The organism is Marinococcus luteus (assembly GCF_034497705.1).
Classification (GTDB): domain Bacteria; phylum Bacillota; class Bacilli; order Bacillales; family Marinococcaceae; genus Marinococcus; species Marinococcus luteus_A.
The window spans coordinates 68,122-92,911 of record NZ_JAXRUV010000010.1; the positions used below are offsets into that span (position 1 = coordinate 68,122).

The window sequence follows — 24,790 nt, forward strand, 5'->3', positions numbered from 1 at the left end:
TGCAAGGAATATTACCACCCCGCCCGTAAAATGAAACAAGGAATATTTATCCTCCAATATATCTCTGGTATAACGACCTTGCTTCCACTTCCCCGGAAACTCCATGAATGATGGCTCTTCCGTCTTTAAAAAGCACCAGCCGCTTATTTTCAATATTTAATACCAGCAGATGCTGATTCGCTTTGGAAACGTGCTGCTTATGAACGTCCGCTGTCCGCTCGAGCGATACATGCACATCCGGAAGAGGCTTCACCTGCACCGCATCTCTGCCGCACAGTGTTTCAGCCTTGCTTCTCCCGCTCCATGCGAGCGCCGGATATGCTGGTGACTCCCCACAGGAGGGACAATCCTTATCCTGCAGCGAATTCACATGAATGGAGGAGCTTTCGTTCGACCATACATCAAACGACCACAGCGTCCCGCGGAGCTGGTCAAAGGAATGGGTAAGCAGCTTCATCGCTTCAGTCACCTGAGTAGCGCTTACGAATTGAACAGCCGGAGCAATAATTCCCACCGTGTCACACGTTTCTCCCTCCATCGGAATGCCCTTCATCAGGCAGCGCAGGCACGGCCCTTGTCCCGGCCTCACGGTATAGCTCAGCCCATAGGCGCCTACACAGGCTCCGTAAATCCACGGAATCCGGTGCTTCAGCGCTGTATCATTAATCATCAGTCGTGTCTCCATATTATCGAGTCCGTCGATAATAAGGTCTGCAGGCAGACAATTTTCGAGAAGGGCCGGATCTGCTTCCCCCACAATGATTTCAATAGAAGCCTCACTCCGAATATCGAGCAGGCGCTTTTTCGCCGCTTCTGCTTTTGGCGTACAGGCCTCCGCGTCCGCTTCCGTATAAAGCTGCTGACGCTGAAGATTACTTTCTTCCACATAGTCACGGTCAATCAGCGTTAATTTTCCGATCCCCGCGCGTACGAGGGTTTCGGCTGTTAAACTCCCGAGAGCTCCGGCGCCTACTACTATAACGTGAGCCTCCTGCAGCCTTTTCTGTCCCCTCCGACCGATTCCGTGAAATAACCGCTGCCGGGAAAAACGTTCTCCCGTATTCAAATACTGAGGCCTCCTAAAGGGCTGCTCGCCTGGGCGTAGAATTTTTTATCTATGCGTCCTGCTTCTGCGCCAAGCGCACCGGCCCTCACTGCCAGTTTCATCGCTTCTGCCATTTTTACAGGATCGCCCGCGCCCGAAACGGCCGTATTCAGCAGGATACCATCAGCGCCGAGCTCCATAGCATAAGCAGCATCCTTCGGACTCCCAATGCCTGCATCTACAATCACCGGGACTTCCGCCTGTTCAATAATGTGGGACAGGTTGTAAGGGTTAATGATTCCAAGCCCCGTGCCTATAGGAGAGGCTCCCGGCATCACTGCATGAACCCCAAGCTCCTGAAGCTTCCTGGCGAGCACAACGTCATCAGACGTATATGCGAGGACAGTAAATCCTTCATTCAGCAGCTGTTCTGAGGCCCGGAGCGTTTCCACCGGATCCGGCAGAAGCGTTTTATCGCAGCCGATCACTTCTACTTTAATCATGTCACACATGTTGGCCGCCTCTGCCAGCTTTGCGGTGCGCACAGCTTCTTCAGCTGTTTTGGCCCCGGCTGTATTTGGCAGCAGCCGGTACTTTGAGACGTCCATCTGTTCAAATGGATCAGGCTGGCTGCTATCAAACAGGTTCATTCTACGAACGGCGAAGGTCAGTACCTCTGTTTCCGATGCTTCTACAGCCTGCAGCTGGGTCCGAGCGTCTTTATATTTCCCGGTGCCGAGAAATAAATTCGATTCAAACGTCATATTTCCGATATTAAGCATTTGTTCATCCGCCTCCTACAAAATGAATGATTTCGATTCTATCCCCGTCCATTAAACCTTCCTGCTGGTGAAACTCTTCAATTACAATAGTGCCGTTGCGCTCCACCACTGTTTTTTTGTGGGCGATCTGAAGCTCTTCAAGTAAATCGGCTACCGTGGTGCTGTTCTCAATATTCTGTAATTGACCATTAAGCGTGATCTGCATGAATAACTCCTCCCTTTCGTATTTGAGGGTCTACGGCAAACAGGTGCTTCCAGTCCTCGCGAACGCTTTTCCCCTCGATTCGGTCAGCCATCCAGCTTCCGCTCAGTGCTGAAAGCAAAATGCCGTTTCTGTAATGGCCGGTCATTACCCACAACCCCCGTTCGGTCTGTCCCATATATGGCAGTCCGTCTCCTGTCTGCGGCCGGACACCGCTCCAAAGCCTTTCAATATTCGCATGCTTCAGTCCCGGCACTAAATGAACAGCTGCTTTCATCAGCTCCTGTATCGAAGCTACAGTGACCCCTGTACTCGAGTCCCCGGGTTTTTCCGAAGCGCCTATAAAGATTTCCCCGTCCTTTTTCGGAACAATATACACCTGCGGAGTGTGAAGAGTGTGTCTCAAATTCTCCCGGGGCATGCGGATGGACAAACACTCCCCTTTCACCGGATAGAGGGTGAACTCCTTCTCATCCAACAGCCCCGCCCCGGCACTCCCCCCGGTAAAAACAACTTCTTCCGCTTCAACAACTCCTTCACTTGTTTTCACGCCGTAAACGCGGTCGTCAGCTTCCAAAAGACGTTCAACTGAAGTATTTTCTCGTATAACGGTCCCGCAGGCCTTTGCTGCTTTGGCAAGAGCCATTGTCCATTCATAGGCACGGAGCTGTCCGTCTTTCGGAATGGACCAGGCGCCCCGGATGTGTTCGGAAAGCGCTGGTTCCCTGCGCAGTGCTTCATATGACGAAAGCCACTCCGCGCCGTAGCTGCGCCCAGCAGCGCGCTGGTATTTTTCTTCTCCCGCCATATCCCATACAGGCTTCAGCATCCCGTTGTTCACGTAGGAAACGTCTATTCCACTGAGCGCTTCCACTTCAGGGACCAGTTCTTTAAACAGTGAACGGCTTTCCAGGGCGAATTCCTGAAAAAGTCCGGGCCCCTCCCATTCGGACTGGGCTCCGAGCATACCGGCAGCCGCTTTTGATGCTCCGGAAGCGATGGTTTCTTTTTCGATAACCATCACACGGCGGCCCCGTTTACTTAACTGATACGCAAGCGAGCATCCCTGTACCCCTGCGCCCACAATAAGAACTTCTGTGTCAGCCTTCATTGTCATCACTCCTTAACCGGGTTCTGAGCTCTTCGGCTGCTTTTCGGGGTTCTGCCGCGTCATAAAAATATGCAATGGCTGCTACTCCGGCCGCTCTGCAGTTTATACATTCTGCTGCTTTGTCAGCATCAATTCCTCCTATGGCAATAACGGGGAGGCGGACGCTTTCTGCCACAGCTTTCAACGCCCGGGCTCCGTTCGGCGGTTTCCCGGGCTTACTGTCTGAGGCAAACACATGACCAAAATACAGCCATGATGCTCCCTCCTGTTCACTTTTTTTCGCTGCCTCTACAGAGTGTATCGACTGCCCCCAGCTTACGGATGCCGGATAGATTGTACGACGCTCCGGCAGGTGGGTACCGGCCAGACCATATGCGGCAGCAAGCTCCGGTTCATCATTTATGATCAGCTGCTCCGGGGCGGTCCCTTCTTTTAATGCCAGATCGATGGCCGTTTCTTTTTCACGCTTTGTCCATTCAGGCGCCCGTATATGCACGTAATCAATTATCCCTGTCAGCTCTTTCGTTTTTTCCCACCACGCAGCCACCGGTATGTCCGGCGGCGATACCGCATGTATACACAGCCTCGGTTTGTGATCCATAAAAAAACCTCCTTCCAGAAGGAAGGAGGCTGCCTGTTATGAGGTTCAACATGGCTGCTTCCCTCCGCTGGCTCTCCAGATCAGGTTCAAAGGGTTCCGGATAGTTCTCCGGTCTCAGCCTCAGCAGGCACCCCCAGCACATATAATATTTTCCCGCAAAAAACCCCGCTTTCTAATTGAAAGCGGGGGAGATAGTCGTATCAGCATCTCTTCCCCACTTCCCTCCGCTGGTATAATCCAGATCAGGTTCAAAGGGATCAGCTTTACGCTGTCTCAGCCAACAGGCACCCCTAGTGGTTGGTATTATTTATATCATAACGCGGTACTCTTTTTCCGTCAATTCGATGCGGAAATTTACGCCTGGAAAATCGACAGCACCACCCACAGGGAGGGAACGCTTAAAATAGTCGTCACCAGTGTAATACTCGAAACAAGCTGGGGATTGGAATCAAATTGTACGGAAATCATTGCCATGGTTGCTGCGCTCGGCATCGCTGTGGAAACAACCAGCACGGTCGTTAACGTGTCGCTGGTCTGCAGCAAGAGAGCAATTACGTAAGCGAGAGCCGGCGCAAATACAAGCCGTAAAAACGTACCTGCACTAACAAGCTTCCAATCCATGCTTTTTACAGATATGCGTGCAAGCTGCATCCCAAGTATAATCATAACGACTGGAATCGCAGCGCTCGCTAACATATCGAGGGCTTCATAATAGGTCGCTCCGACCGGTATCCCCGTCAGCTGGAAGACGATGCCGGCGAGCAGTGCATAAAATACCGGCATCCGCAGTACCGTCCGGAACGCGTCAGCCGCATCCATATTGGCACTGTTTGCGATATAGACGCCTACAGTATTCATCAGCATCGTCTGAATGACCATAAAAACGATAGAATAGGCAAAGGCTGTATCACCAAACGCAAAAGCAATTAACGGGGCCCCGTAATTGCCCGCATTCATAAACACGGTGGACAGCATCATGCCGGTTTCGTTAGCTTTTGGCCATTTACGCACGTAAGACACTAATTTGATCAGCCCGGTCATAACCGCTAAAAACACAAGAGAAAACAGAGCCATCGACAGCATGTCACTGTTCAGCTCTCTTTCGTAGAATGTCCGGAAAACAAGCGCAGGCGTCAATACATAAAGAGCGACAGCCGACACCGGCCGAATATCCACTGCCTGTCTTTTCTGCAGCAAATAGCCAATCGTAAATATTAAAATGATTGGGATCAATACATTGATCAACACACCCATGCGGAGCCCTTCCTTCCTCAAATTTAATGCATCTTAACGCTGGCCGCTTTTTCTCAGTAATCGTGCCGCAGCATTTGTTTTAAAATACGCTTCTCTTTACGCGATACAAGGATATACAAATAATCACCGGCCTGGATTACTGTCTCACCAACCGGAGTGACCAGTTCATCGTCCCGGACAATCGCGCTAATCAGCGCAGAGGCAGGAAATTCAATGCTTTGAAGCGTCTGGCCGACGATCGGCGTCGCTTCATTCGTTTGAAATTCCATAATTTCTGCGTTCGCTTTTCCAAGTGACACCAGTTCCAGGGAATGAGTCGGCGCTTCCCGAAGCGGACCGGACAGGTGAAGCCATTTCGCAAGCGGAGCTATGGTTGCTCCCTGGATAAGTGCAGACGTCAGCACAATAAAGAAGACGACGTTAAAAATCTGGCTGCCCGACTCCACCCCGGCGACGATCGGGTATGTAGCCAGGATTATTGGTACCGCTCCGCGTAGTCCCGCCCAGGATAGAAAGATATTCTGCTTCGGCTTGTATCCGAAAAAAGAAGTCGACAAAAATGTAGCCAGCGGACGGGCCAAAAACATTAACACTGCTGATAAAATGAGCCCCATCGTGATGTTTGACCACGTCAATATATCTCTTGGGAAGGCGAGCAGACCGAGGATGATAAACATGCTGATTTGAGACATCCACGCCATTCCTTCGTTGAACCGGTAAATCGGCTGGCGGTAGATCAAATCAGAGTTTCCTATCAAAAGCGCCGCTACGTACACTGCCAAAAACCCGCTCGCGCTCATGCTCGAGGTCACGCTATAGGTCAGCAGTGCAAAAGCAATAGCAAAGAGAGGGTACAGCCCACTCGAATCCAGATTAATACGGTTAATGGTCCATGAGGCTGCCCATCCAAACAGGCCGCCCATCGCAAAACCGGCACCCATCTGCCAGAAAAAAGCGCCGGATAAAAGCCACACGTTCGGCGAATCTGCCAATATTAATTCAATAAAGAAGAGCGTTAAAAACACGGCCATCGGGTCGTTGCTTCCCGATTCCGCTTCGAGGGTGGACCCCATTTTTTTATCAATGCTCCGCCCCTTCAAAGCGGCAAAGACAGCGGCGGCGTCTGTCGAACCGACTGTCGCCCCGAGAAGCATCGCTTCGAGCCAGGTCAGATCAAGCAGCTGCTTTGCCACCAGCCCCATCAGAGCAGCTGTAAACAGAACGCCAAACGTGGCGAGCGTAACGGAAGGCCCCACCACTGGTTTAATATCGCGCCATTTCGTCTGGGTTCCCCCTTCAAATAGAATGATGATCAGGGCTATAATCCCGACGGTCTGGGCAAGCTGGACATTTTCGAACTCAATAATGCCAAAACCATCATTTCCCATCAGCATACCTAGAATAATAAACAAAATAAGTGAAGGCACGCCGAGCCGTGTCGAAAATTTTGTTACGATGACACCTAAAATAAGCAGAAGTGCCCCTAATAATATAAATGAATCCACATTCGCGTTCCCTTCAAACAATGCCAGCTCCCTCCTTTCCCCTGCCGCAGTTGTACCCATGGCCTCTTTATGTATTACTTGCGTGATACATGTAATTTCCGTTTAAAAAAAACTGGCATTCAGGCCATTTAGTCTGTCTTTTCTATACCCAAAAATGCCTCCATATAAAAAAGCATGCTGTTTTTGCAGCATGCTTTTCTTGCATTACCCAATCACATCGTAGCCGATGGATAAGATAATTGCGAATAAAATGATCCATATAACCCAAAACATAGCGTGTTTTTGGCCTGCCCGCCGACGGACAAACATCATTTCCATTACCCCGATAAATATCAGGGCCAACACACCTTTTATAATGGACAGAAGCGGGAAGCCGTACAGCAGTACCATACCTGCGCCAGAAAGAATCATGATAACCACGAACAGCCGCTCAATCATCATTGTCACTTTTTGCTTCGGAAACAGGTAGCTGATCAAAAAGAATATGATCAAAAACGCCCATGAACCAGAATGTGCCTCATACAAAATACTTTGAAGATCCATATGTTTTCCTCCTTTCAGTCTTTATTAAGTTTCTACTCCAAATGTTTCATCTGATTGTAACTATAATCAAAATAAAGCCTGCGCTCAAGCTGTAGCAGCTTTTGTTTTTGAACGTTTTATGGCGCTATCAGCTTCAGACCTACAACCGAAGCAAGGATCACCGCAATACTTATAAGCCTGCCTGTGTTTGCCGGCTCTTTGTACCAAAGCATGCCGAACAGTGCGCTGCCTGCTGCCCCTATTCCCGTCCAGACGGCGTAGGCGGTGCCCATCGGGAGCGTCTGCATCGCCAGGGAAAGGAGAAAAAAGCTTGCTCCAAACCCAGCAGCAATCATGAACAGCGGCCAGATGACCCGCTTTTGAATCCATTCGTTAATCATAGAAACACCAATCATCTCAAAAATACCTGCACCGATCAAATACAGCCATGTCATCACTGTCCACCGCTCCCTTCATTTACTCTTGCCCGTCCGGAAGCTGTATGCAGCCCGGCAATTCCGGCAATCAGCATGAAAATAAAGACCAGCTTGATCCATACGAACGGCTGGCCGAAAAAGATCATATCAAGAACCGTCGTTCCGATCGTCCCAATGCCGACAAAGGCCACATACGATGTGCCTACCGGAAGATGTTCGCCTGCCCGGATTAAAAAGAGAAAGCTAAGTACGATAGCTACTAGTGTTCCTGCCCATTCCCATCCGGCCGATGCATGCTTCAAACCGATGACCCAGAGAATTTCAAATGCTGCTGCCACAGCGACGTTGATCCATCCCATTACAGCCCCTCCTTGCCGGCGCCTGCTTAATTATTTCCCGGAAATATACATTTCAGCTTTCAGCCGCGAAAAAACCCGGGAAGTCTTCGCAGCGAAGATCTCCCGGGTTTTTATCCCTCCGTGGCGCAAACTATTTGTTTGCGGGTTTTCTCTCGGACCAGACCGGCTCTGCCGCGGAACCCTAGAAAACATTCTGCCTCTCAGTATATCAAATTTCCGAATATTGTCTATGAGGAGGCATTGTCTTTAGCCGGAAACACAAATTCCACGCCATTTTCTTTTCGTTTTAATTTGGCGTCAAATGGCTTTTTGCCTTTAAATCCTTTAATCAACTGGGTTTCCCCTTTTTCACACAGCTTTTTAACCTGGGCCTGAGTAATTCTTTTCTTCAATAATGTTTTAGGCACAGTAAATTTACAGCCATTCGCATACTCACTGCACCCGTAGAAGGATTTCCGCTCCATCATCTGGCCCTTTTGGCAGACGGGACAGAGAGCGATTGGCTCTGTACGCTGCGGCTGTTTTTTGGATGAAGCGACCTGCCCGGGATCAGTCTGCATATTCGTTATGCCGGCAGGCGCTTCTTCGACCAGTTTTTTCGTAAAAGCCTCTGTCTGCTTTAAAAAAGCTTCCTTATCCGCTTCCCCGCTGCCGATCTGCTTCAAAAAGGCTTCCCACTTCGCGGTGAGCAGCGGTTTGGACAAAAGTGTCCCTTCTACTACTTCGCACAGCGCCCACCCTTTAGCGGTCACCTCGACAATGTTCTTTTGAATCCGGATATATTCCTGCTTTTGCAGCGTTTGAATAATGGTGCTTCGCGTCGCTTCAGTGCCGAGACCCTCCGTTTCCTGAAGTACTTTTTTAGACGTTTCATCATCCTCGATCCATTTGCCGCAGGATTTCATCATGTTGATCAGCTGGCCTTCGGTATAAGGCTTTGGCGGCTGGGTTTCTTTTTCGGCCGCCTGGACATATGCTTCCACCTGCTCTCCCTCAGTAACAGGAGGCAGGGTGCTCTCCTCCTGTTCTTTCTTCTTCTTTGGCGACGGAAAGAGCTCCTTCCAGCCCAGCTGCTTGTCCACCCGGCCCTTACTTTCAAAAATAAGCCCCTGAACATCCGTTTCAACCGTCGTTTCTTCGTACACATAGTTCCGGTGAAACATAGCTAACACGCTGTTCAACACTTCTTTATACACCTGCTGCTGGGCCCGGTTCAGCTTTTCAAACTGAGTCTGGCTCAGCACTTTTTTGGTCGGGATAATCGCATGGTGCTCCTGGACTTTGCTGCCGTCTACAAACCGCTTCGAAGGCGTAGTGGACACCGGTTCAAAGGAGGCGTTCATGCTTTCCTGCATCCGGGACAGGTTTCCTTTTAAGTAGTTAAATTCCCCTGACGTGATATGGCGGGTATCTGTTCTCGGATAAGAAACCACTTTTAATGGTTCGTCATACAGGCTCTGCACTGTTTTCAACACGGCAGACGGACTCATTTTATACTTTTTATTCATCGTCGTCTGCAGACTCGACAGCGAATGCAGAAGCGGGGGCTTTTCCTGCTTCTCTTCTTTTTTTATGCTGCTGATCGTGCCTTCGGTATCCTTTTTCAATCCGTGCTCCTTCCAAATCCGGAGCACCTCTTCCTTCGAGCCGAAGCGTTTTTTATATTTTCCTTTATACTCTCCTGCTTCCGCCCGGAAGGTTCCTTCAAGCTCCCAGTAAGGCTCGGGCTCAAACGCCTCAATTTCCTTCTGCCGGTCGTAAATAAGCTTGAGCGTTGGTGTCTGGACCCTGCCGACGCTGAACACTTCATTGATGCCCTTCTGCTTTAACAGCAGTGTATACAGGCGGCTCGCGTTCATCCCGACAATCCAGTCGGAAAATTGGCGGGCCCGTGCCTCCTCATAAAGAGGGAGATAGTCTGCTCCTTCGCGGAGCTGCTCGAACCCTTTATACACTTCATCCTTTTCCAGACTGTTGATCCAAAGACGCCGGGTCGGTTTATGGGATGTTTTCGTGTAGTCGATGACGCTTCGAGCGATGTTTTCGCCTTCCCGGTCGCAGTCGGTCGCAATAATAATGCTGTCGGCCTCCTGCAGCATCTGCTTGACGATTTTCAACTGCTTGAACGCCCTCGGGTTAGGCTTGAAGCGGAAATGGACGGGAAGCATCGGGAGGGTGTCGAGCGACCATTTTTTCCAGGAAGACTCGTAATCGGCCGGCGCCCGGAGCTCGAGCAGATGCCCAAATCCCCAGGTAAGCACCGCCCCGTCCGGAAACAGACTGCACGGCTTCAGCCGCATATATCCGTCTTTTTTCTCCTGAATTTGAAAAGCGGCCGCATAGGCTTTTGCCTGAGACGGCTTCTCCGCTAAGATCACTGGCATAAAGAAATTCCTCTCTTCACTGATTTCTTTGAATTCAAGAACATTTGTTCTTTAATTATAATGAATCTGTCACAAAAACGAAAGATGAAGCCTGGCTTTCATATACTCAACTTCAGCCGGGCGTGATACACTAGCATTTGTGAAAACAATGGAAGGACGCTTCCACTCGAAGAAACCACCATTCGGGAGGAGAAATAAACAAATGAAGCCTTTAAAACAGCAGGGATACGAATATTATGATTTAGCCGATATACTGCATGACAGCTACAGCGACGAAGATCTTGCTGCTCTCACTGCAGCCTTTGATGATCTTCCGGCGGATGACTACGCCCCGGATCTGAATCGCTACCGGCAGTATGGCCGTGCCGTCATTTTTCCGGGCACTCACCGGATCGAATGGCTGCCGGAAACAGTTAAAAACGGCAAAAGCTACTACGATTATTTTCAGGGATCGTTCAATCCGGAATACCCCGATGCGAGCCGCCGATTCCCCGCCATTCCCGAACACGTCAGGCATAACCGGCTGCTTGAAGCATTGATCGCCTTTAATTTCCGCCAGACATTCTGGACGCGTGAAGATGCGCTGATGCCTTTTCATGCGGGCGTCCACTTTGTGAAGCTTCATGTTGAATCGGAGGAGGACGAAGCTTTTTCCTCGCCAAACACGCTGCACCAGGACGGCGAGCCGTTTACGTTTGCCCATCTGATCCGCCGGCGCAATATCGAGGGTGCCCGGAACGTCATTTCTGTGCCGGAGGTCCGCGGACGGATGCCGGAGGATGTTGAAAGGGAAAAAATCACTGACTCCTTTTACATGACCCTCCCGCTTGAATCCTACGGGGTGTATGATCCGCTGGTCACTCACTACGTCGGCTCCGTCCGCAAGGGCCCAGAAGACGGACCCGGAGAGCGTTCTGCCATTTTAATTGACTATCAGCCGACCGTCGTTGCTAACCCCGATGAAATCCGCAGCATGCACGGTGACACAGGCAATATGGATTATGTATAACCTTATCGTTCTACTAAAGAAGCTGCGCCAACTACTGGTGCAGCTTCATTTTTCTATTTGCTCTTCTTTGTAGGAAATGTATTTCCGGAAAAGCGTCTCCAGAGCGATCGTCAGTGGAATAAATGAGACGATTTCCTCCCCGTTATTGGAGTGGGTAGTGCTCGTTGCAGCATAAATACTGAAAGGAGACATCTGGGCGAGTTTATTATTTTTTAGGTTTGTAATGGAAATGAACGTAATTCCCCTCGCCGTAAGCTGCTGCACGTGAGGTATAAGACTTGGGGTGTCTCCGGAAAGAGATATGATGATCACGATATCTTCCGGAACCATCGCTTTCAGCATAGATTCAAACTCCGTCTTGTCGTAAATGATTGTCACGAAAGTCTGCTGCAGGGCAAATAGGCGCTGAGCCTCCCGGGCACAGGTAAGCTGGGCTGTTCCAGTGCCGTAAATGAAAATCCGTCCTGCATGGTACAGCTTTTCACAGATAGGTTCAAAATGTAATGAACCCAAATTTTTCAGCGTCACTTCGATATCATTTTCAAGCTGCTGCATATAATCGCCGGTTTCTTCGCTATTAGCCTCTTCCCATTTCAAGAATACTTTAAATTCACTATAGCCGCTGAACCGAAGCTTCTTTGTGAGCCTGTGAATCGATGAACGGGAAGCAAGAGTGGCATCCGCCAACTCATTGATGCCCATATCCCGGCAGTTTTCTTTATGATTCAGGATATATTTAAGTATGTGCATGTCATTATCATTGAGTTCGCCATAATACGTATTAATTACTTCTTCAAGTGACATATTAACCCTCTCTTCTATATATAGAAAACCACTCTTTTCAGTATAGCACCTGCTTTCATCCCTGGGAAAATTCCCGGGTTTTGAAACAATGTCCGATCTTTTTGTCTTTTTCCCTCTATTCCTTAATGATGTTGAGTGAAAGCACTTTCACACATACACTCGGATAAGTAAATGAAATCGATATCATGAACACATTACTTAGAAAGCGGTGGGGAATATGATGAACGCTATACGCAGATTTGGCGGTGCTATGATCGTCCCGGTCCTATTGTTTCCTTTTTTCGGGATTGTAGTCGGTCTGGCTGCGCTGTTTAAAAATGAACAGATCATGGGTGGGCTGGCTGACCCGGATGGCCTCTGGTATCAGATGTGGACCTTTATGGAAAATACCGGTTGGACCGTCTTTGACCATATGGAGCTCATCTTTGTGATTGGACTTCCAATCTCCTTGGCAAAAAAGGCAGCCGGCAGAGCAACGCTTGCCGCTATTGTTGCCTATCTCATGTACAATACCTTTATTAATTCCATCCTCGACATATGGGGGCCGGCGTTCGGTGTTGATATAAGCGACGGAGCGGATGAATCAACAGGTTTAACAGAGATAGCAGGTATTTTGACACTCGACACCAACATTATGGGTGCGATAGTTATTTCAAGTATCACTATCTGGCTTCACAATCGTTATTACGACAAGAAACTGCCGGATGCCCTCGGTATTTTTCAGGGCGGTCCGTTTATCGTCATGATTTCTTTCTTCGTCATGATTCCACTGGCTTTTTTAACCGCATGGATTTGGCCGACTGTCCAAAATGGGATTGCTTCCCTGCAGGGCTTCATGGTTTCTTCCGGCTATGTCGGGGTCTGGCTTTTTCACTTTTTGGAAAGGATTCTGATTCCGACCGGCCTTCACCACTTTATCTATACTCCGTTCCAGTTCGGCCCGGCGGTCGTGGACGGTGGCATTACAGCCAATTGGGTTTCCCGCCTCGGAGAGCTTGCGGCTTCTGACACACCGCTCCGGGAACAGTGGGAAGGTGGGGCTTTTCTCCTGCAGGGGAACATCAAAATATTCGGCTCCATAGGGATTGCACTGGCTATTTACAGCACGGCACGCGCTGAAAAGAAAAAACAGGTTGGGTCCCTGCTGCTTGCAGCAACCCTGACTGCGGTGGTTGCAGGCATCACAGAACCGTTGGAGTTTACCTTCCTCTTTATTGCACCACTCCTGTTTCTTATTCATGCCCTGCTTGGAGCAACCATGGTCACACTGCAGAGTGCATTCGGAGTTGTCGGCAACCAGGCCGGCGGACTGATTGAGATGGCTACCACCAACTGGATTCCGCTGATGGGAAATCATTGGGAGGTCTACATTGCCCAGATTACTATCGGCCTCATCTTTACCGTGATTTACTTTTATCTCTTCCGCTGGCTGATTGTAAAATTCGATTATGCCCTGCCGGGACGGGAAAAAGACGAAAACCAGGAAACGAAGCTGTACACAAAGGCTGACTACCGGGCAGAGAAAGATGACAGTAAGAAAGAGCCGGCAGCTTACGCTAGCGACTACGACAGAAGAGCGGCCGCTTTCCTCGAAGGGCTTGGCGGCTCGGACAATATTTCCGACGTCACCAACTGCGCAACACGTCTGCGGGTGACTGTTAAAGACCCGGAGCAGGTAAAAGACCAGGATTATTTTAAAAACCAAGGGGAAGCCCACGGTCTCGTCAAAAACGGACAGAGCATCCAGGTTATTGTCGGACTGTCTGTGCCACAGGTCAGAGACTCTATTGAAGGATTCATTGGCGGAAACGAATAAATCAAAAGCAGGAGGCTGTTAGTTATGAAAAAATCCTCAATCACTATCGCAGGCGGAGGAAGCACATTTACGCCCGGCATCGTTTTGATGCTTATCGATAACCTCGAAAAATTTCCGATTGACCGGATTACGTTTTTTGATAATGACGAAGAGCGGCAGAAAACGATCGCCGGGGCATGCCGGATTATTTTGAATGAAAAGGCTCCGGAAATCCAGTTTACAGAAACAACCGATCCGGAGGAAGGATTCTCCAATACTGATTTCGTGATGGCGCACATTCGAAGCGGGAAGTACGCCATGCGTGAACAAGATGAAAAAATTCCTCTGAAATACGGAGTCGTCGGCCAGGAAACCTGCGGACCCGGCGGCATCGCTTACGGCATGCGCTCAATCGGAGACGTTCTTGAGCTTGTGGATTTTATGGAAAAGTATTCACCAGAGGCCTGGTTTTTGAACTATTCCAACCCAGCAGCTATTGTTGCCGAAGCAACTCGGAAGCTTCGTCCGAAATCAAACATTCTAAATATCTGCGATATGCCGATTGGGATCGAAGAACTGATGGCTTCTGCCATCGGGCTTGAAAGCCGAAAAGAAATGGAAGTGGATTATTACGGGCTGAACCACTTCGGCTGGTGGACCGGGATCCGGGACAAGGAAGGAAACGACCTCCTCCCACAGATTCGCAGACACGTCGCCAATTTCGGTTATGTCACAGAAGATCAATCGCTGCAGCATGCGGATGAAAGCTGGAACAATACATTTGCAAAAGCAAAGGATGTTCAGGCACTCGATCGGGAAACAGTGCCAAACACGTATTTAAAATATTACTTTTATCCGGATTACGAAGTCGCTCATTCCAACCCGGAAGTAACACGTGCCAATGAAGTAATGGAAGGACGCGAAACCTTTACTTTTGGGGAATGCCGTAAAATTATCGAGAGCGGCACTGCGGTGGATTCTGCGCTGCACATCGATGAGCATGCTTCCTATATTGTGGATCTTGCGCGTGCGATTGCCTATAATACAAAAGAGCGGATGCTTTTAATTGTAGAAAATAATGGAACGATAAGTAACTTCGAATCTACTGCGATGGTGGAAGTGCCATGCATTGTTGGCAGCAAAGGACCAGAGCCTCTCGTGCAGGGAGAAATCCCCCGATTTCAGAAAGGACTTATGGAGCAGCAGGCCGCTGTAGAAAAGCTCGTAGTAGAAGCGTGGTACGAGAAGTCCTATCAAAAGCTTTGGCAGGCGTTGACGCTTTCCCGTATTGTACCAAGTGCCAAAGTGGCAAAGGATATTCTCGAAGACCTTCAGGAAGCCAATAAAGATTATTGGCCGGTGCTTCATTAAGCAAATAAAGGTAAAAGAGTCTGGTCCCGTCGATGTTATCGACGGGACCAGACTCTTAACAATATTATCTGCTTAGTTCACAGAGGTTAATGACACAAGCTCATACTCAATTGTGGTCCGGTGGGATTCCCATTCCACCCGGTGTATAACCGCCTTGCCAAAAGGTACTTTTTCGACAAAAGTATGAATTGGAAGCGGGTGATCGAGCGGAAACATTTGATAATTATCTTTAATCAGCCGAAAATTTTTTTCATCAAGGCGCTCTGCCTGCTTATTCGTAATAATTTCCCAGTTCATTTCTACAGAAAAACCCATATACGTCCCTCCTGCTCCCTTGTCTCTATAATAATAACGCTTACTTATCTATTTCCATTATGGCAGATTTTTAAGCGATTGTACGATTAAATCCCAAAATTTATCATTATCGACTGCTGTGGCAACCTGCACCGGCCCTTCTGCAGCGTAAGTATCAATGACTGTTTCCCCGTACGTATGCTTTCCAGTTGTTTCAACCTTTACCTCGGCCGATTCAAATGTAAACAGGGACGGCTGCAGGCATACTGCCACCGCGCAGGGGTCATGAACCGGTGGAAGCGTCAGCTGAAAATGCTCCTCGTAGGCACGCTGGAAGTGATCAAGCAGTTCATACGTAAACTGGGCTGCCATTGTCGGTATCTCTTTAATCCGTTCCACTACGGCCTCGGACGATAATGCCTGATGAGTAACATCGAGGCCGCACATCGTGATTGGAATACCGCTTGTAAAAACGATCTCTGCCGCTTCAGCATCCGCATAAATATTAAATTCTGCCGCAGGTGTCCAATTCCCAAACGTGCCGCCGCCCATAATCGACAGATGGTGGATACGAGCAGCCGCCTTCGGATTTTTCCGGCACAGTAGTGCAATGTTGGTAAGCGGACCAGTCGCAATAACGGTAATTTCTTCCTCCGAATGAAGCAGTATGTCTTCCATTACATCCACCGTATGTCGTTCCTCCACCATATATGTCGGCGCTGGAAGCTCCGGGCCGTCGAGACCGGATTCCCCGTGAATAGAAGGAGCGTGCTCCGGCGTACGGACCAGAGGCCTTCCCGCCCCTTCCGCCACTGGCACTCCGCTCAGTCCCGCAGTATCAGCAGCCACTAAAGCGTTTCTTGTTGTTTTTCCTATATCAGCATTTCCTGAAACAGTCGTCACAGCCCGGATATCCATGTCCGGATGACCTGCTGCGAGAAATAATGCGATTACATCGTCGTGTCCCGGGTCCATATCCATAATTACTGGTGTTTTCATCTGATGCTTCCTTTCTCTCTATGACTATAGGTTTATTCAAACTAAAAGCACCGCCAGCTGGCGGTGCTTCCTGCTTCGGACTCTGATGCTTAAAGTCCTGCTTCGTAATTCAATTTTTTCGACATTTCCCGGAATTGCTGCTCGTCAAATCCTGGCGCAAATTCTTCCGGAATGTGATCGAGGTTCGGAATTTCCCCGCCCTCCGGTGTCGGCATGTCGCTGACTACTTCGAGCTCACCCGGTGGTCCGACCGGTGTCGGTCCGTTCCAGATCCGGTCAAGCATTGTGTAATCGTTATCGCTGAAACGATACAGCTTACGGTGCGCACCCTTTGCTTCATATTTCTGGGCGTGGTCATATTTACTGTTATCAAGGTCCGGTACCGGCAGCATTTTCGTTACATCCACGCCTGTTAATTTCTCCAGCGCTTTAGCATAGGCCACTACGTGCACGCCGCCGCGCACAAGCAGATAGCCGGTCAGTTCACGGGCGGTTTCATTGTCGGTCATTTGATATACACGCATCTTATGCGTTCTTGCTCCGCATTCAAGATAAAAATTGTGAAGCAGATCATTGACTAGGTTACCGCTTGTAAAAACATTGTCCCCTGTCCACGGAGCTCCCATCGAGTCCTTCGGTACAGCGTTTTGACCGGCAAAAATAAAGCTTTGTGGGTTTCTTGCATCCATGGCTTCACTGAGCGGTGTACTGTCCGGGTTGGCCGGGTCCTGGCCGCTTTGGCTTGTGGAACCCTGCAGGCATAAATTTATTGTATTGGCAACCAGCTCTACGTGTCCGAGTTCCTCAGCTGTAATACTTGCAACTAAATCATAAAAAGGGCGTAGCTGTTTTTTGCTGCGAAAATTAAACGACTGGAATAAATAGTTATTGAGCGTTGACATTTCACCGAATTTTCCACCTAAAAGCTCCTGTACGACGTTGGCTGAATTAGCGTCTGGATTACTGGGCGTTGGGAGGTCGATCTGCAGTTTATCAATTCTCTTAAACACAATGATTCCTCCTATAGGTTTAAATTCGTATTTCGCTAGCAAAATACACTTACCTATTACCGCTCTACTATGAAAGCAAACGCACGATTTCTTTATATTAACAATATTCATTCTTTTTACACAATTACTATTGTATGTAGAAATCACTGCCCTTCCGGCTTTGAACCCATGTTTAAAAGTACGGGGCGGCAGGAATAATGATAATTAGTTTCACTACGAAAGGAAGGATTACCCATGGATAAAAACGAAGCAAAGAGACTCGCACTCGATATCATTGACAGCAACAAAGTAGGCGTACTTGCCACGATTGAAGGCAACAAGCCCCACTCCCGCTATATGACGTTTTACAATGATAATTTCACCCTTCTCACACCGACGAGCAGCAAAACCCACAAGGCAGAAGAAATCGAAAAGAATTCCAATGTCCATATTCTGCTCGGCTACGACGGGGAAGGCTACGGAGACGCTTTTGTTGAAATTTCCGGCAAAGCAGTAATCCGTCATGACCAGGAAACGAAGAAAAAGGTTTGGACTGACAGCGTGCAATCCTGGCTTGGTTCGCCGGACAATCCGGAATATATTGTCCTCGAAATCCAGCCGGACTCTATCCGCCTGATGAACTCCAAAGGTGATACTCCCGAGGAAATCGATTTTTCTTCTTAAGTTAATAGAAGCCCCCGCCGGCATAAGTTCCGGCGGGGGGTATTTTTATAAGACCTTCCAGGCTTCATGAATATCCGTATCTCCTGCAAGCAGTTCGACCGTTTGTCCCCGGGCGTTCTCAATGTCGAGGGCTGCAATCATCGTGCGGGCCACATCCTCTCTGGAAATATCTCTTTCTTCAGGGCTGGAAAGCTTTTCTGCAAGCTCAATTTTCCCTGTTCCCTTATCGAACGTAAGCTTTCCCGGACGAACAATCGTATATGGCAGTCCGCTGCTCTGCAGATGCTTATCTGCGTTCAGCTTTGCTTCTGCATAATGCTTAATAGGTCCCTGCGGATTGTCGACACCAATTGCGCTCAGCATAACGTAGTGCTTCACGTCCTGCACTCTTGCAGCATCAATAGTTTTTTTTGCGCCCTGCTGGTCTACGCTCACTGTTTTTTCAGGCCCTGTTGAAGAGCCGGAGCCAGCAGCGAACATAACAGCATCCACACCCTTCAAAGCGGCCGCCGTATTTTCTTCAAGGTCTGCAAGAATCGTGGATGCCGCGCCCAGTTTTTTCAGTTCATCCGCCTGGGAGACTTCACGTACCATAGCATGCGGTGTATGCTCCGGGTGGGCTGCAAGCTGCTCCACCAGCAAGCGGCCCGTATGGCCATTCGCTCCTATGACTAGTACATCCATTTTAATGCCTCCTTTTTTTACATTTGTTCCCTGCAGTCCTCAGTTTAAACATCTCCCTTGGGCTTCTTCTCCCACTCGTTTAGCGCTTCTCCCCGGTTCTCTCCACGTTTTTTCCGGAATTTCCCCGGTCTTGAATAGATGGAAAGAATTACCGCGGAAAAAATAAGAAAGATACCAAACCCCTGCCAGGTGCTCAGCCTGTCCCCAAAAGCGAATACGCCGATCAAAATGGCCACCATCGGCTCCACGGTTGATAAAATCGCCGCTTTGCCCGATTCAATATATTTCAGCCCGATCGTAAAAAGTATATACGCAGCAATCGTGGAAAGAAGAATGCCTCCAAGACCGTACATCCACATCATTGGCTCCCGGAGGGCTTCTTCATTTGCCAGCAGACCGCTGAAAGGAATCATTACCACTCCCCCGGCAAGCATCGTGTAGGCAGTAATCGTAATGGAATGATACTTCGGCGTCACAAATTTGCCGAGAATGCTGTACAGGCCGCAGCATAAACCAGAAAGCAAACCAATCATAAGAATCGGAAGCGACATTCCGCCTGTGCCGCCCGGAAGCAGGCCGGCCACCAGCGCACAGCCCGCGATCGTCAGCAAAATAGAAGCCAGTTTATTCATTGTTATTTTTTCTTTGAATACAAACCTTGAAATGAGGGCTACAAACACAGGGCTTGTGTAAAGAAGCACCACTGCAATGGAAAGCGAGGCTTCATTCATAACAGTAAAATAACACCAGTTAAAGAGGGCTATACTACCGACGCCGAGCCCGATAAAGTGCGGCAGATCATACCACCGGACCTTTAGAAGATACGGGCGGATCAGGGCAACAGCCAAAAACAAAATCAGAGCTGAACCCGCCATGCGCAGAGCCACCACCTGATCGGGTTCGATATTGTACCGGTACATGTTCTGCACGAACAATCCCGTAAAACCCCAGAACGAAGCACCGGCGACGGCAAATAAATAAGCAGTGGATGGTTTCATAGCTGCTCCCCCTTTATATAAATCATTTTCCTTCAGCTCCGCTATCATCTCAAATTTCCCTGTCCACTTTCTATAAATTTATTATTATTCTCAAATAGTATTGACCTTTCCTGATCTTAAATGTTTGAAAAAATACAGCACGAGGTATATTATACATTGCTACCGGGTCCTATCCGGTAATTATGAAAGGATGGTTGCTATGCATACCGATTTTACAAAGCAGTATATTAACGGCTCCTGGGTGAGCGGCTCATCCAGCAAAACAATTGAAAATACTAATCCTTATAACGGCGAATCCCTGGGAACAATAGCTTCCGCAGATGCCAATGACCTTGACCGCGCGTATCAGTCGGCCAATGATTATCAGAAAACGTGGGACGCTCACAGCCCAGCCGAAAAACAACAGTATATCCACCGGCTGTACGACGTCATGCAGAACCAGAAGGAAACCATTGTGGAATGGCTTATCAAGGAATCCGGAAGCAGCAGACTAAAGGCAGAAACTGAGTTCAACACAGCTTCCAATATTGTTTTTGAATCTGCTTCCTTCCCTAACCGGGTTCACGGAACGACTGCTCCTTCAAACACTCCCGGCAAAGAAAACTACACCTTCCGTTCGGGCAAAGGAGTTATTGGCGTTATCGGCCCATGGAACTTCCCGTTCCACCTTGCAATGAGAACAATTGCACCAGCAGTGGCCACAGGTAATACCGTCGTTGTTAAGCCAGCCTCCGACACACCGGTTACTTCCGGACTTCTGATTGCGGCATTGTTTGAAGAAGCCGGATTTCCAGCAGGCGTCATTCACGTCACTGCCGGACGCGGCTCCGAAATTGGCGATGCCTTCGTCACCCATGAAGTACCAGCTCTGTTATCGTTCACTGGCTCCACGGAAGTCGGCACGCATATTGCTGAGGTTGCGGCGAAAAACTTAAAAGAAACCGCTCTTGAGCTTGGCGGCAACAATGCCATGGTCGTTCTTCAGGACGCCGAGGTGAAAAAAGCTGCCAAAGCAGCAGTATTCGGGTCCTTCCTTCACCAGGGACAGATTTGTCTCGCATTGAACCGCGTCATTGTTCATGATGACATTTACGACGAATTTGTCGAAGAGTTCACCCGTGTGGCGAAAACGTTAAAAGCTGGCGACCCTTCGGATGAAAATGTCATCGTCGGCCCGATCATTAATGAAGAACAGGTCAATAACATTGAGAAATTGGTTCAGGGTACAATTGATGCCGGGGCTAAACTTCAGACTGAGTTTGAAATCAACGGCCAGGTTATACCGCCGGTGGTTCTTTCCGAAGTGACTAATGACATGCCGGCAGCAAAGGATGAAGTCTTCGGCCCTGTTGCAACATTAATCCGGGCATCGAGCGAGGACGAAGCAATCCGTATTGCCAACGATTCTCCTTACGGCTTGAGCGGCTCAGTCTTCACCCAGGACCGTTACCGGGGCATGCAGGCAGCGCGGCGCATTAATTCCGGAATGGTCCACGTAAACGACCAGTCTGTAAACGATGAAGCACACCTGCCATTTGGCGGCGAAAAGCAATCCGGTATCGGACGCTTTAACGGCGAATGGGTTTTAGATGAATTTACGACCGAGCAGTGGATCAGCGTACAGGCGCAGGACCGCCCGTATCCATTATAATTTCTCCGGAAATTTGAAGCTGAATTTGTTCTGTTTCCTTTTATTACCTTGCGGCCAGCCCTAAAATTGATTACTCTATAAAGAGAGGGGTAAGGAGGTTTGGAAGTGGAACAAGAAAAAGACGTAAAAATATTTGATAAAGACGAACTTTTGTATTTTGATGGAAAAGAATGCAGGGTGATCGCAGAATATGAACGTACGATTTGTGTCGAATACGTTCATTACCCGTTCGCCGGCCAGGAAGAAGAATTTCCTTATCCGCGCGTTATTCTTCGCAAAGGAGAGGTCGAACGCGCGGCTGTCTAAACGAAAAGTTTGCTTTAAAATAACAGCAAAAAACAGGGACTTCCCTTTTTCGGGTCAGTCCCTGTTTTTATGTTTCTTCACCTTCTGAAGGAAGAGCAGCAGTTCTTTATTTCTTTGTCCGAAACAATCCTGGACTCCCGGCCTAACGTTGATAAGCCTTAAATATGTCCTGCTTTCGATCTCCTTCGGCCGCCGCGAGCCGGAATGCTTTTTTCATTTGCTCCTTTTGTTCTTCCCGGGTGCTGTTTTTATCGATAAAATGGGCGGGAATCGTCGCAGCCCAGGCGTCCGGTGAACGCCGGTGTCCTCTTTGACTCTTCCATAAAACAGTAAAAATCCCCACCGCCAGTACTGCGGCTGTCTTTTTTAAGCAGCGGCGTCGGTACTCACCCATATAGGTATCCCGCATAAAAATCTCCCTTTCCTTAACTATTAAAAGCTGCTTTCTTAATTTTAACATTCCCATGTGTATATCCCTCTCTAAAAATATTTTCAACAAAATAAGTTGACATGCTCTCTAATCTATTTTAAAGTGTTTATATACCCTACAGGGTAATTAATCAAAAAAGGAACGGGTAGATATCAGCGGGAGTTCCTAGAAAATTTTTTATTATTTATATACCCAAACCCGTAAATGTATTTAACTTAAGGAGAGATTAGATGCCAGAAACCAAAAAAACCACTATTGTATTATTCAGCGGTGACTACGACAAGGCGATGGCCGCTTATATTATCGCTAACGGCGCAGCCGCATATGACCATGAGGTCACCATTTTTCATACCTTCTGGGGGTTAAATGCTCTCCGCAAGCCGGAAAAGCAGTCGATCGCCAAAGGAAAACTTGAAGCAATGTTCGGTAAAATGATGCCCCGCGGCGCCGACCGCATGGGTCTTTCCAACATGAACTTTCTCGGACTCGGACCGAAGCTGATCAAAAAAGTCATGAAAAAACACAACGCCATGCCACTGCCGGAGCTGATCGATATGGCCCGAGAACAGGACGTAAGGTTGATCGGCTGTACCATGACCATGGATCTGCTCGGTCTTGATGAAAAAGAACTGCGCGATGACATTGAATATGCCGGCGTCGCTGCCTATCTGGGCGAAGCCTCCGATGGGAACGTGAACCTGTTTATTTAAGCGGTGTTTGCCGGAGTACCTAAAGGTCGGACGTAACGAAAGCTAACCGACACGAATCATAAAAAATGAATCTAAAGGAGAAATGATGTATGGAACCAAAAACAACCATTGATGCGAAGGGGCTTGCCTGCCCGCAGCCGATTCTGAAAACCAAAAAAGCGATCAAGGAAATGGACAGTGGCGAGGTGCTTGAGCTGCACGCGACCGACAAAGGCGCGCAGAGCGACTTAACGGCCTGGACCAAAGCCGGCGGCCACGAACTGCTCGACCACAGCGAAGACAATGGCGTCTATAAATTCTGGATTCAAAAAGGCTAACAATATCGTCACCCGGGGAAGTCTTGGATCTGCTTCCCTGCAAGGGAGGTTTTTCCATTGTCACTGCTGTTGATCGTCGTGATTTTCCTTCTTGGGTTTGTCGGTTCCTTTGTTTCCGGCATGGTCGGCATCGGCGGCTCGATCATCAAATACCCCATGCTGTTATACATCCCCCCGCTGCTCGGCGTGGCAGCTTTTTCCGCTCATGAAGTATCCGGGATCAGCGCCGTGCAGGTCTTTTTCGCCACCATTGGCGGCGTCTGGGCGTACCGGAAGGGCGGGTATCTGAACGGCCAGCTGATTCTGTATATGGGCAGCAGTATTCTGATCGGCAGCTTTATCGGCGCCTATGCCTCGAATTTCTTCAGCGAAGCTGGCGTCAACATGGTGTACGCCCTGCTTGCGACCATCGCCGTGGTCATGATGTTTGTACCGAAAAAAGGCCTGGACGACCAGGACCTTACACGGATTACGTTCCATAAGCCTCTCGCTGCTGGATTGTCCTTCGTGGTCGGGATCGGGTCAGGCATCGTCGGGGCCGCCGGCGCATTTATTCTCGTGCCCATCATGCTTGTCGTGTTAAAGATTCCGACTCGCATGACAATTGCGACCTCGCTTGCCGTCACCCTGATCTCGTCCATCGGGGCGACCGTTGGTAAAGTGGCGACCGGCCAGGTGCTGTACGGCCCGGCCCTGGTCATGATTGCCGCCAGCCTGATCGCAGCGCCGCTCGGGGCCAAAGCCGGCCAGAAGGTCAACACCAAGCTGCTGCAAAGTATATTGGCGGTGATCATTTTAGCTACGGCCATTCAAATATGGATCCAGATCTTTAATGGATAAGACGTTTGTATATATACACCTGCGGGTATTATTGGATGTAGAGAACGAACAAGGAGGCATTTGTATGTTTCATTATACTGTAACCACCTCAAAGTCTGTCCATACAGCCGTTGAAGACCTTGAAGCCAATCTTAAAGACATTGGTTTTGGTGTGCTTTGGAATTTTGATCTGCAGAGCAAGCTACAGGAAAAAAGCATCGATTTTCCGGACCAGCACCGGGTACTTGAAGTATGCAATCCGAAAGAGGCTGAACAGGTCTTAAACAAAAATAAGCTGGTCGGCAATTTTCTTCCGTGTAAAGTAACGGTTTATGAAGATTCAGGCTCTACGTATATCAGCATGCCCCGCCCGTCTGTGTTAATGCAGCTGGCTGAGGAACCGGGATTAACAGCGACAGCCGAAGATATCGAGCAGCGTTTAAAGCAGGGCATCGATCAGACCGTGTAAAATTTTTTAGAGCCTTATATACCCTATTATGTATTCTCAACAGATAGTTATTCAAACCGCAAAGTAATAATCAAAATATGAGGTGATTCCCTATGACAGAAGAACAACGCATCAAAGAAGTCCAGCCAAAAGACGTTCAGCACGAACTCGAACAAGGCAGCGGCGTCCAGGTGATTGACGTCCGGGAGGACGAGGAGCTCGATGAAGGACGCATTCCCGGGTCGGTTCATATCCCTCTCGGCACGATTCCTGACCGGAT

Annotated in this window: 29 protein-coding genes and 3 riboswitches; of the genes, 11 read left to right on the forward strand and 18 right to left on the reverse strand. The window is 48.9% G+C overall.

Features of this window, described 5'->3' with window-relative positions; translation table 11 throughout:
• Positions 1 to 46 precede the first annotated feature (46 nt).
• The 11 genes from Q9M42_RS13905 to Q9M42_RS13955 all read right to left on the reverse strand — a co-directional run bounded on the left by Q9M42_RS13905 (position 47) and on the right by Q9M42_RS13955 (position 10,202).
• Entirely contained in the window at positions 47 to 1,066 is a 1,020-nt protein-coding gene (locus tag Q9M42_RS13905; RefSeq protein ID WP_322527059.1) for a ThiF family adenylyltransferase, read from the reverse strand.
• Positions 1,063 to 1,827, reverse strand: coding sequence for a thiazole synthase (locus Q9M42_RS13910; RefSeq protein ID WP_322527060.1), 765 nt, complete (start codon positions 1,825 to 1,827; stop codon positions 1,063 to 1,065). Before Q9M42_RS13910 ends, Q9M42_RS13905 begins: the two co-directional genes overlap by 4 nt.
• A gap of 4 nt (positions 1,828 to 1,831) precedes the next feature.
• Positions 1,832 to 2,032, reverse strand: coding sequence for a sulfur carrier protein ThiS (thiS, locus tag Q9M42_RS13915; RefSeq protein ID WP_322527061.1), 201 nt, complete (start codon positions 2,030 to 2,032; stop codon positions 1,832 to 1,834).
• Positions 2,016 to 3,146: a glycine oxidase ThiO gene (thiO, locus tag Q9M42_RS13920; protein ID WP_322527082.1), complete on the reverse strand. Its 1,131-nt coding sequence runs from the start codon at positions 3,144 to 3,146 to the stop codon at positions 2,016 to 2,018. The genes thiS and thiO overlap by 17 nt, the downstream gene beginning before the upstream one ends.
• On the reverse strand, positions 3,130 to 3,741 hold the full coding sequence (locus Q9M42_RS13925) for a thiamine phosphate synthase (protein WP_322527062.1): 612 nt from the start codon (positions 3,739 to 3,741) through the stop codon (positions 3,130 to 3,132). The genes thiO and Q9M42_RS13925 overlap by 17 nt, the downstream gene beginning before the upstream one ends.
• Positions 3,742 to 3,783: 42 nt before the next feature.
• Positions 3,784 to 3,886, reverse strand: a riboswitch (TPP riboswitch).
• A 57-nt stretch (positions 3,887 to 3,943) separates the two neighbouring features.
• A riboswitch (TPP riboswitch) is annotated at positions 3,944 to 4,043 on the reverse strand.
• 52 nt (positions 4,044 to 4,095) lie between these two features.
• Positions 4,096 to 5,016 carry an AEC family transporter gene (locus tag Q9M42_RS13930; protein ID WP_322527063.1) on the reverse strand — a complete coding sequence of 307 codons (921 nt, stop codon included), beginning with the start codon at positions 5,014 to 5,016 and terminating at the stop codon, positions 4,096 to 4,098.
• Positions 5,017 to 5,048: 32 nt separating this feature from the next.
• Positions 5,049 to 6,560 (reverse strand): potassium/proton antiporter, encoded by a 1,512-nt coding sequence (locus Q9M42_RS13935; protein ID WP_322527064.1) that lies wholly within the window; start codon positions 6,558 to 6,560, stop codon positions 5,049 to 5,051.
• A gap of 144 nt (positions 6,561 to 6,704) precedes the next feature.
• On the reverse strand, positions 6,705 to 7,043 hold the full coding sequence (locus Q9M42_RS13940; protein WP_322527065.1) for a DUF1516 family protein: 339 nt from the start codon (positions 7,041 to 7,043) through the stop codon (positions 6,705 to 6,707).
• Between the two features lie 116 nt (positions 7,044 to 7,159).
• The gene (locus Q9M42_RS13945; protein ID WP_322527083.1) at positions 7,160 to 7,477 is read right to left on the reverse strand and encodes a DMT family transporter; all 318 of its coding nucleotides are present in this window, start codon (positions 7,475 to 7,477) and stop codon (positions 7,160 to 7,162) included.
• Complete coding sequence (locus Q9M42_RS13950) at positions 7,477 to 7,818, reverse strand: DMT family transporter (RefSeq protein WP_322527066.1); 342 nt, start codon at positions 7,816 to 7,818, stop codon at positions 7,477 to 7,479. The genes Q9M42_RS13945 and Q9M42_RS13950 overlap by 1 nt, the downstream gene beginning before the upstream one ends.
• A 97-nt stretch (positions 7,819 to 7,915) precedes the next feature.
• Positions 7,916 to 8,014, reverse strand: a riboswitch (guanidine-I (ykkC/yxkD leader).
• A gap of 31 nt (positions 8,015 to 8,045) precedes the next feature.
• Positions 8,046 to 10,202, reverse strand: coding sequence for a type IA DNA topoisomerase (locus Q9M42_RS13955; protein WP_322527067.1), 2,157 nt, complete (start codon positions 10,200 to 10,202; stop codon positions 8,046 to 8,048).
• A gap of 202 nt (positions 10,203 to 10,404) precedes the next feature.
• On the opposite strand from Q9M42_RS13955, the gene Q9M42_RS13960 reads away from it, so the two are divergent.
• Positions 10,405 to 11,211, forward strand: a complete 807-nt coding sequence (locus tag Q9M42_RS13960; RefSeq protein ID WP_322527068.1) for a 2OG-Fe dioxygenase family protein — start codon at positions 10,405 to 10,407, stop codon at positions 11,209 to 11,211.
• Between the two features lie 45 nt (positions 11,212 to 11,256).
• On the opposite strand, the gene Q9M42_RS13965 is transcribed toward Q9M42_RS13960, so the two are convergent.
• Positions 11,257 to 12,015: a MurR/RpiR family transcriptional regulator gene (locus Q9M42_RS13965; RefSeq protein WP_322527069.1), complete on the reverse strand. Its 759-nt coding sequence runs from the start codon at positions 12,013 to 12,015 to the stop codon at positions 11,257 to 11,259.
• A 220-nt stretch (positions 12,016 to 12,235) separates the two neighbouring features.
• On the opposite strand from Q9M42_RS13965, the gene Q9M42_RS13970 reads away from it, so the two are divergent.
• Together Q9M42_RS13970 and Q9M42_RS13975 are read left to right on the forward strand one after the other, a co-directional pair.
• Positions 12,236 to 13,831: an alpha-glucoside-specific PTS transporter subunit IIBC gene (locus tag Q9M42_RS13970; protein WP_322527084.1), complete on the forward strand. Its 1,596-nt coding sequence runs from the start codon at positions 12,236 to 12,238 to the stop codon at positions 13,829 to 13,831.
• Positions 13,832 to 13,855: 24 nt separating this feature from the next.
• On the forward strand, positions 13,856 to 15,181 hold the full coding sequence (locus Q9M42_RS13975) for a 6-phospho-alpha-glucosidase (RefSeq protein ID WP_322527070.1): 1,326 nt from the start codon (positions 13,856 to 13,858) through the stop codon (positions 15,179 to 15,181).
• A 72-nt stretch (positions 15,182 to 15,253) separates the two neighbouring features.
• Here the strand turns inward: Q9M42_RS13975 and Q9M42_RS13980 are convergent, their stop codons facing one another.
• From Q9M42_RS13980 to Q9M42_RS13990, 3 genes are all read right to left on the reverse strand, one after another.
• Entirely contained in the window at positions 15,254 to 15,496 is a 243-nt protein-coding gene (locus tag Q9M42_RS13980; protein WP_322527071.1) for a DUF2584 family protein, read from the reverse strand.
• A gap of 57 nt (positions 15,497 to 15,553) precedes the next feature.
• A complete protein-coding gene (locus tag Q9M42_RS13985) occupies positions 15,554 to 16,474 on the reverse strand; it encodes a nucleoside hydrolase (protein WP_322527072.1) in 921 nt (306 codons plus the stop codon).
• Between the two features lie 89 nt (positions 16,475 to 16,563).
• Positions 16,564 to 17,484 carry a manganese catalase family protein gene (locus Q9M42_RS13990; RefSeq protein ID WP_369698797.1) on the reverse strand — a complete coding sequence of 307 codons (921 nt, stop codon included), beginning with the start codon at positions 17,482 to 17,484 and terminating at the stop codon, positions 16,564 to 16,566.
• 234 nt (positions 17,485 to 17,718) lie between these two features.
• Here Q9M42_RS13990 and Q9M42_RS13995 point away from each other — a divergent pair, with 234 nt between their 5' ends.
• Positions 17,719 to 18,147: a pyridoxamine 5'-phosphate oxidase family protein gene (locus tag Q9M42_RS13995; RefSeq protein ID WP_322527073.1), complete on the forward strand. Its 429-nt coding sequence runs from the start codon at positions 17,719 to 17,721 to the stop codon at positions 18,145 to 18,147.
• 45 nt (positions 18,148 to 18,192) lie between these two features.
• Here Q9M42_RS13995 and Q9M42_RS14000 read toward each other — a convergent pair whose 3' ends face one another.
• Positions 18,193 to 18,831 (reverse strand): SDR family oxidoreductase, encoded by a 639-nt coding sequence (locus tag Q9M42_RS14000; protein ID WP_322527074.1) that lies wholly within the window; start codon positions 18,829 to 18,831, stop codon positions 18,193 to 18,195.
• A gap of 44 nt (positions 18,832 to 18,875) precedes the next feature.
• The gene (locus tag Q9M42_RS14005) at positions 18,876 to 19,829 is read right to left on the reverse strand and encodes a DMT family transporter (protein WP_322527075.1); all 954 of its coding nucleotides are present in this window, start codon (positions 19,827 to 19,829) and stop codon (positions 18,876 to 18,878) included.
• A gap of 199 nt (positions 19,830 to 20,028) precedes the next feature.
• Between Q9M42_RS14005 and Q9M42_RS14010 the strand changes: the two genes are divergently transcribed.
• Positions 20,029 to 21,480: an aldehyde dehydrogenase family protein gene (locus Q9M42_RS14010; protein ID WP_322527076.1), complete on the forward strand. Its 1,452-nt coding sequence runs from the start codon at positions 20,029 to 20,031 to the stop codon at positions 21,478 to 21,480.
• 105 nt (positions 21,481 to 21,585) lie between these two features.
• A complete protein-coding gene (locus Q9M42_RS14015) occupies positions 21,586 to 21,786 on the forward strand; it encodes a hypothetical protein (protein WP_322527077.1) in 201 nt (66 codons plus the stop codon).
• A gap of 142 nt (positions 21,787 to 21,928) precedes the next feature.
• On the opposite strand, the gene Q9M42_RS14020 is transcribed toward Q9M42_RS14015, so the two are convergent.
• Positions 21,929 to 22,180, reverse strand: coding sequence for a hypothetical protein (locus tag Q9M42_RS14020; RefSeq protein WP_322527078.1), 252 nt, complete (start codon positions 22,178 to 22,180; stop codon positions 21,929 to 21,931).
• A gap of 266 nt (positions 22,181 to 22,446) precedes the next feature.
• On the opposite strand from Q9M42_RS14020, the gene Q9M42_RS14025 reads away from it, so the two are divergent.
• The 5 genes from Q9M42_RS14025 to Q9M42_RS15560 form a co-directional block, all read left to right on the forward strand.
• The gene (locus Q9M42_RS14025; protein WP_322527079.1) at positions 22,447 to 22,926 is read left to right on the forward strand and encodes a DsrE/DsrF/DrsH-like family protein; all 480 of its coding nucleotides are present in this window, start codon (positions 22,447 to 22,449) and stop codon (positions 22,924 to 22,926) included.
• Positions 22,927 to 23,015: 89 nt separating this feature from the next.
• On the forward strand, positions 23,016 to 23,243 hold the full coding sequence (locus tag Q9M42_RS14030; RefSeq protein WP_322525232.1) for a sulfurtransferase TusA family protein: 228 nt from the start codon (positions 23,016 to 23,018) through the stop codon (positions 23,241 to 23,243).
• Positions 23,244 to 23,324: 81 nt separating this feature from the next.
• Positions 23,325 to 24,083 (forward strand): sulfite exporter TauE/SafE family protein, encoded by a 759-nt coding sequence (locus Q9M42_RS14035; protein WP_322527086.1) that lies wholly within the window; start codon positions 23,325 to 23,327, stop codon positions 24,081 to 24,083.
• Positions 24,084 to 24,147: 64 nt separating this feature from the next.
• Positions 24,148 to 24,531, forward strand: coding sequence for a DUF302 domain-containing protein (locus Q9M42_RS14040; RefSeq protein ID WP_322527080.1), 384 nt, complete (start codon positions 24,148 to 24,150; stop codon positions 24,529 to 24,531).
• Positions 24,532 to 24,623: 92 nt separating this feature from the next.
• On the forward strand, positions 24,624 to 24,790 hold a 167-nt coding region (locus tag Q9M42_RS15560), incomplete at its 3' end, for a rhodanese-like domain-containing protein (RefSeq protein WP_369698798.1).

Bases quoted from the DNA above. Each gene is read 5' to 3' on its own strand.
- Q9M42_RS13910 (WP_322527060.1), bottom strand. From the start codon at position 1,827: ATGCTTAATATCGGAAATATGACGTTTGAATCGAATTTATTTCTCGGC.
- thiS (WP_322527061.1), bottom strand. From the start codon at position 2,032: ATGCAGATCACGCTTAATGGTCAATTACAGAATATTGAGAACAGCACC.
- thiO (WP_322527082.1), bottom strand. From the start codon at position 3,146: ATGACAATGAAGGCTGACACAGAAGTTCTTATTGTGGGCGCAGGGGTA.
- Q9M42_RS13925 (WP_322527062.1), bottom strand. From the start codon at position 3,741: ATGGATCACAAACCGAGGCTGTGTATACATGCGGTATCGCCGCCGGAC.
- Q9M42_RS13935 (WP_322527064.1), bottom strand. From the start codon at position 6,560: ATGGGTACAACTGCGGCAGGGGAAAGGAGGGAGCTGGCATTGTTTGAA.
- Q9M42_RS13940 (WP_322527065.1), bottom strand. From the start codon at position 7,043: ATGGATCTTCAAAGTATTTTGTATGAGGCACATTCTGGTTCATGGGCG.
- Q9M42_RS13945 (WP_322527083.1), bottom strand. From the start codon at position 7,477: ATGACATGGCTGTATTTGATCGGTGCAGGTATTTTTGAGATGATTGGT.
- Q9M42_RS13950 (WP_322527066.1), bottom strand. From the start codon at position 7,818: ATGGGATGGATCAACGTCGCTGTGGCAGCAGCATTTGAAATTCTCTGG.
- Q9M42_RS13955 (WP_322527067.1), bottom strand. From the start codon at position 10,202: ATGCCAGTGATCTTAGCGGAGAAGCCGTCTCAGGCAAAAGCCTATGCG.
- Q9M42_RS13960 (WP_322527068.1), top strand. From the start codon at position 10,405: ATGAAGCCTTTAAAACAGCAGGGATACGAATATTATGATTTAGCCGAT.
- Q9M42_RS13965 (WP_322527069.1), bottom strand. From the start codon at position 12,015: ATGTCACTTGAAGAAGTAATTAATACGTATTATGGCGAACTCAATGAT.
- Q9M42_RS13970 (WP_322527084.1), top strand. From the start codon at position 12,236: ATGAACGCTATACGCAGATTTGGCGGTGCTATGATCGTCCCGGTCCTA.
- Q9M42_RS13975 (WP_322527070.1), top strand. From the start codon at position 13,856: ATGAAAAAATCCTCAATCACTATCGCAGGCGGAGGAAGCACATTTACG.
- Q9M42_RS13980 (WP_322527071.1), bottom strand. From the start codon at position 15,496: ATGGGTTTTTCTGTAGAAATGAACTGGGAAATTATTACGAATAAGCAG.
- Q9M42_RS13985 (WP_322527072.1), bottom strand. From the start codon at position 16,474: ATGAAAACACCAGTAATTATGGATATGGACCCGGGACACGACGATGTA.
- Q9M42_RS13995 (WP_322527073.1), top strand. From the start codon at position 17,719: ATGGATAAAAACGAAGCAAAGAGACTCGCACTCGATATCATTGACAGC.
- Q9M42_RS14000 (WP_322527074.1), bottom strand. From the start codon at position 18,831: ATGGATGTACTAGTCATAGGAGCGAATGGCCATACGGGCCGCTTGCTG.
- Q9M42_RS14005 (WP_322527075.1), bottom strand. From the start codon at position 19,829: ATGAAACCATCCACTGCTTATTTATTTGCCGTCGCCGGTGCTTCGTTC.
- Q9M42_RS14010 (WP_322527076.1), top strand. From the start codon at position 20,029: ATGCATACCGATTTTACAAAGCAGTATATTAACGGCTCCTGGGTGAGC.
- Q9M42_RS14020 (WP_322527078.1), bottom strand. From the start codon at position 22,180: ATGGGTGAGTACCGACGCCGCTGCTTAAAAAAGACAGCCGCAGTACTG.
- Q9M42_RS14025 (WP_322527079.1), top strand. From the start codon at position 22,447: ATGCCAGAAACCAAAAAAACCACTATTGTATTATTCAGCGGTGACTAC.
- Q9M42_RS14030 (WP_322525232.1), top strand. From the start codon at position 23,016: ATGGAACCAAAAACAACCATTGATGCGAAGGGGCTTGCCTGCCCGCAG.
- Q9M42_RS14040 (WP_322527080.1), top strand. From the start codon at position 24,148: ATGTTTCATTATACTGTAACCACCTCAAAGTCTGTCCATACAGCCGTT.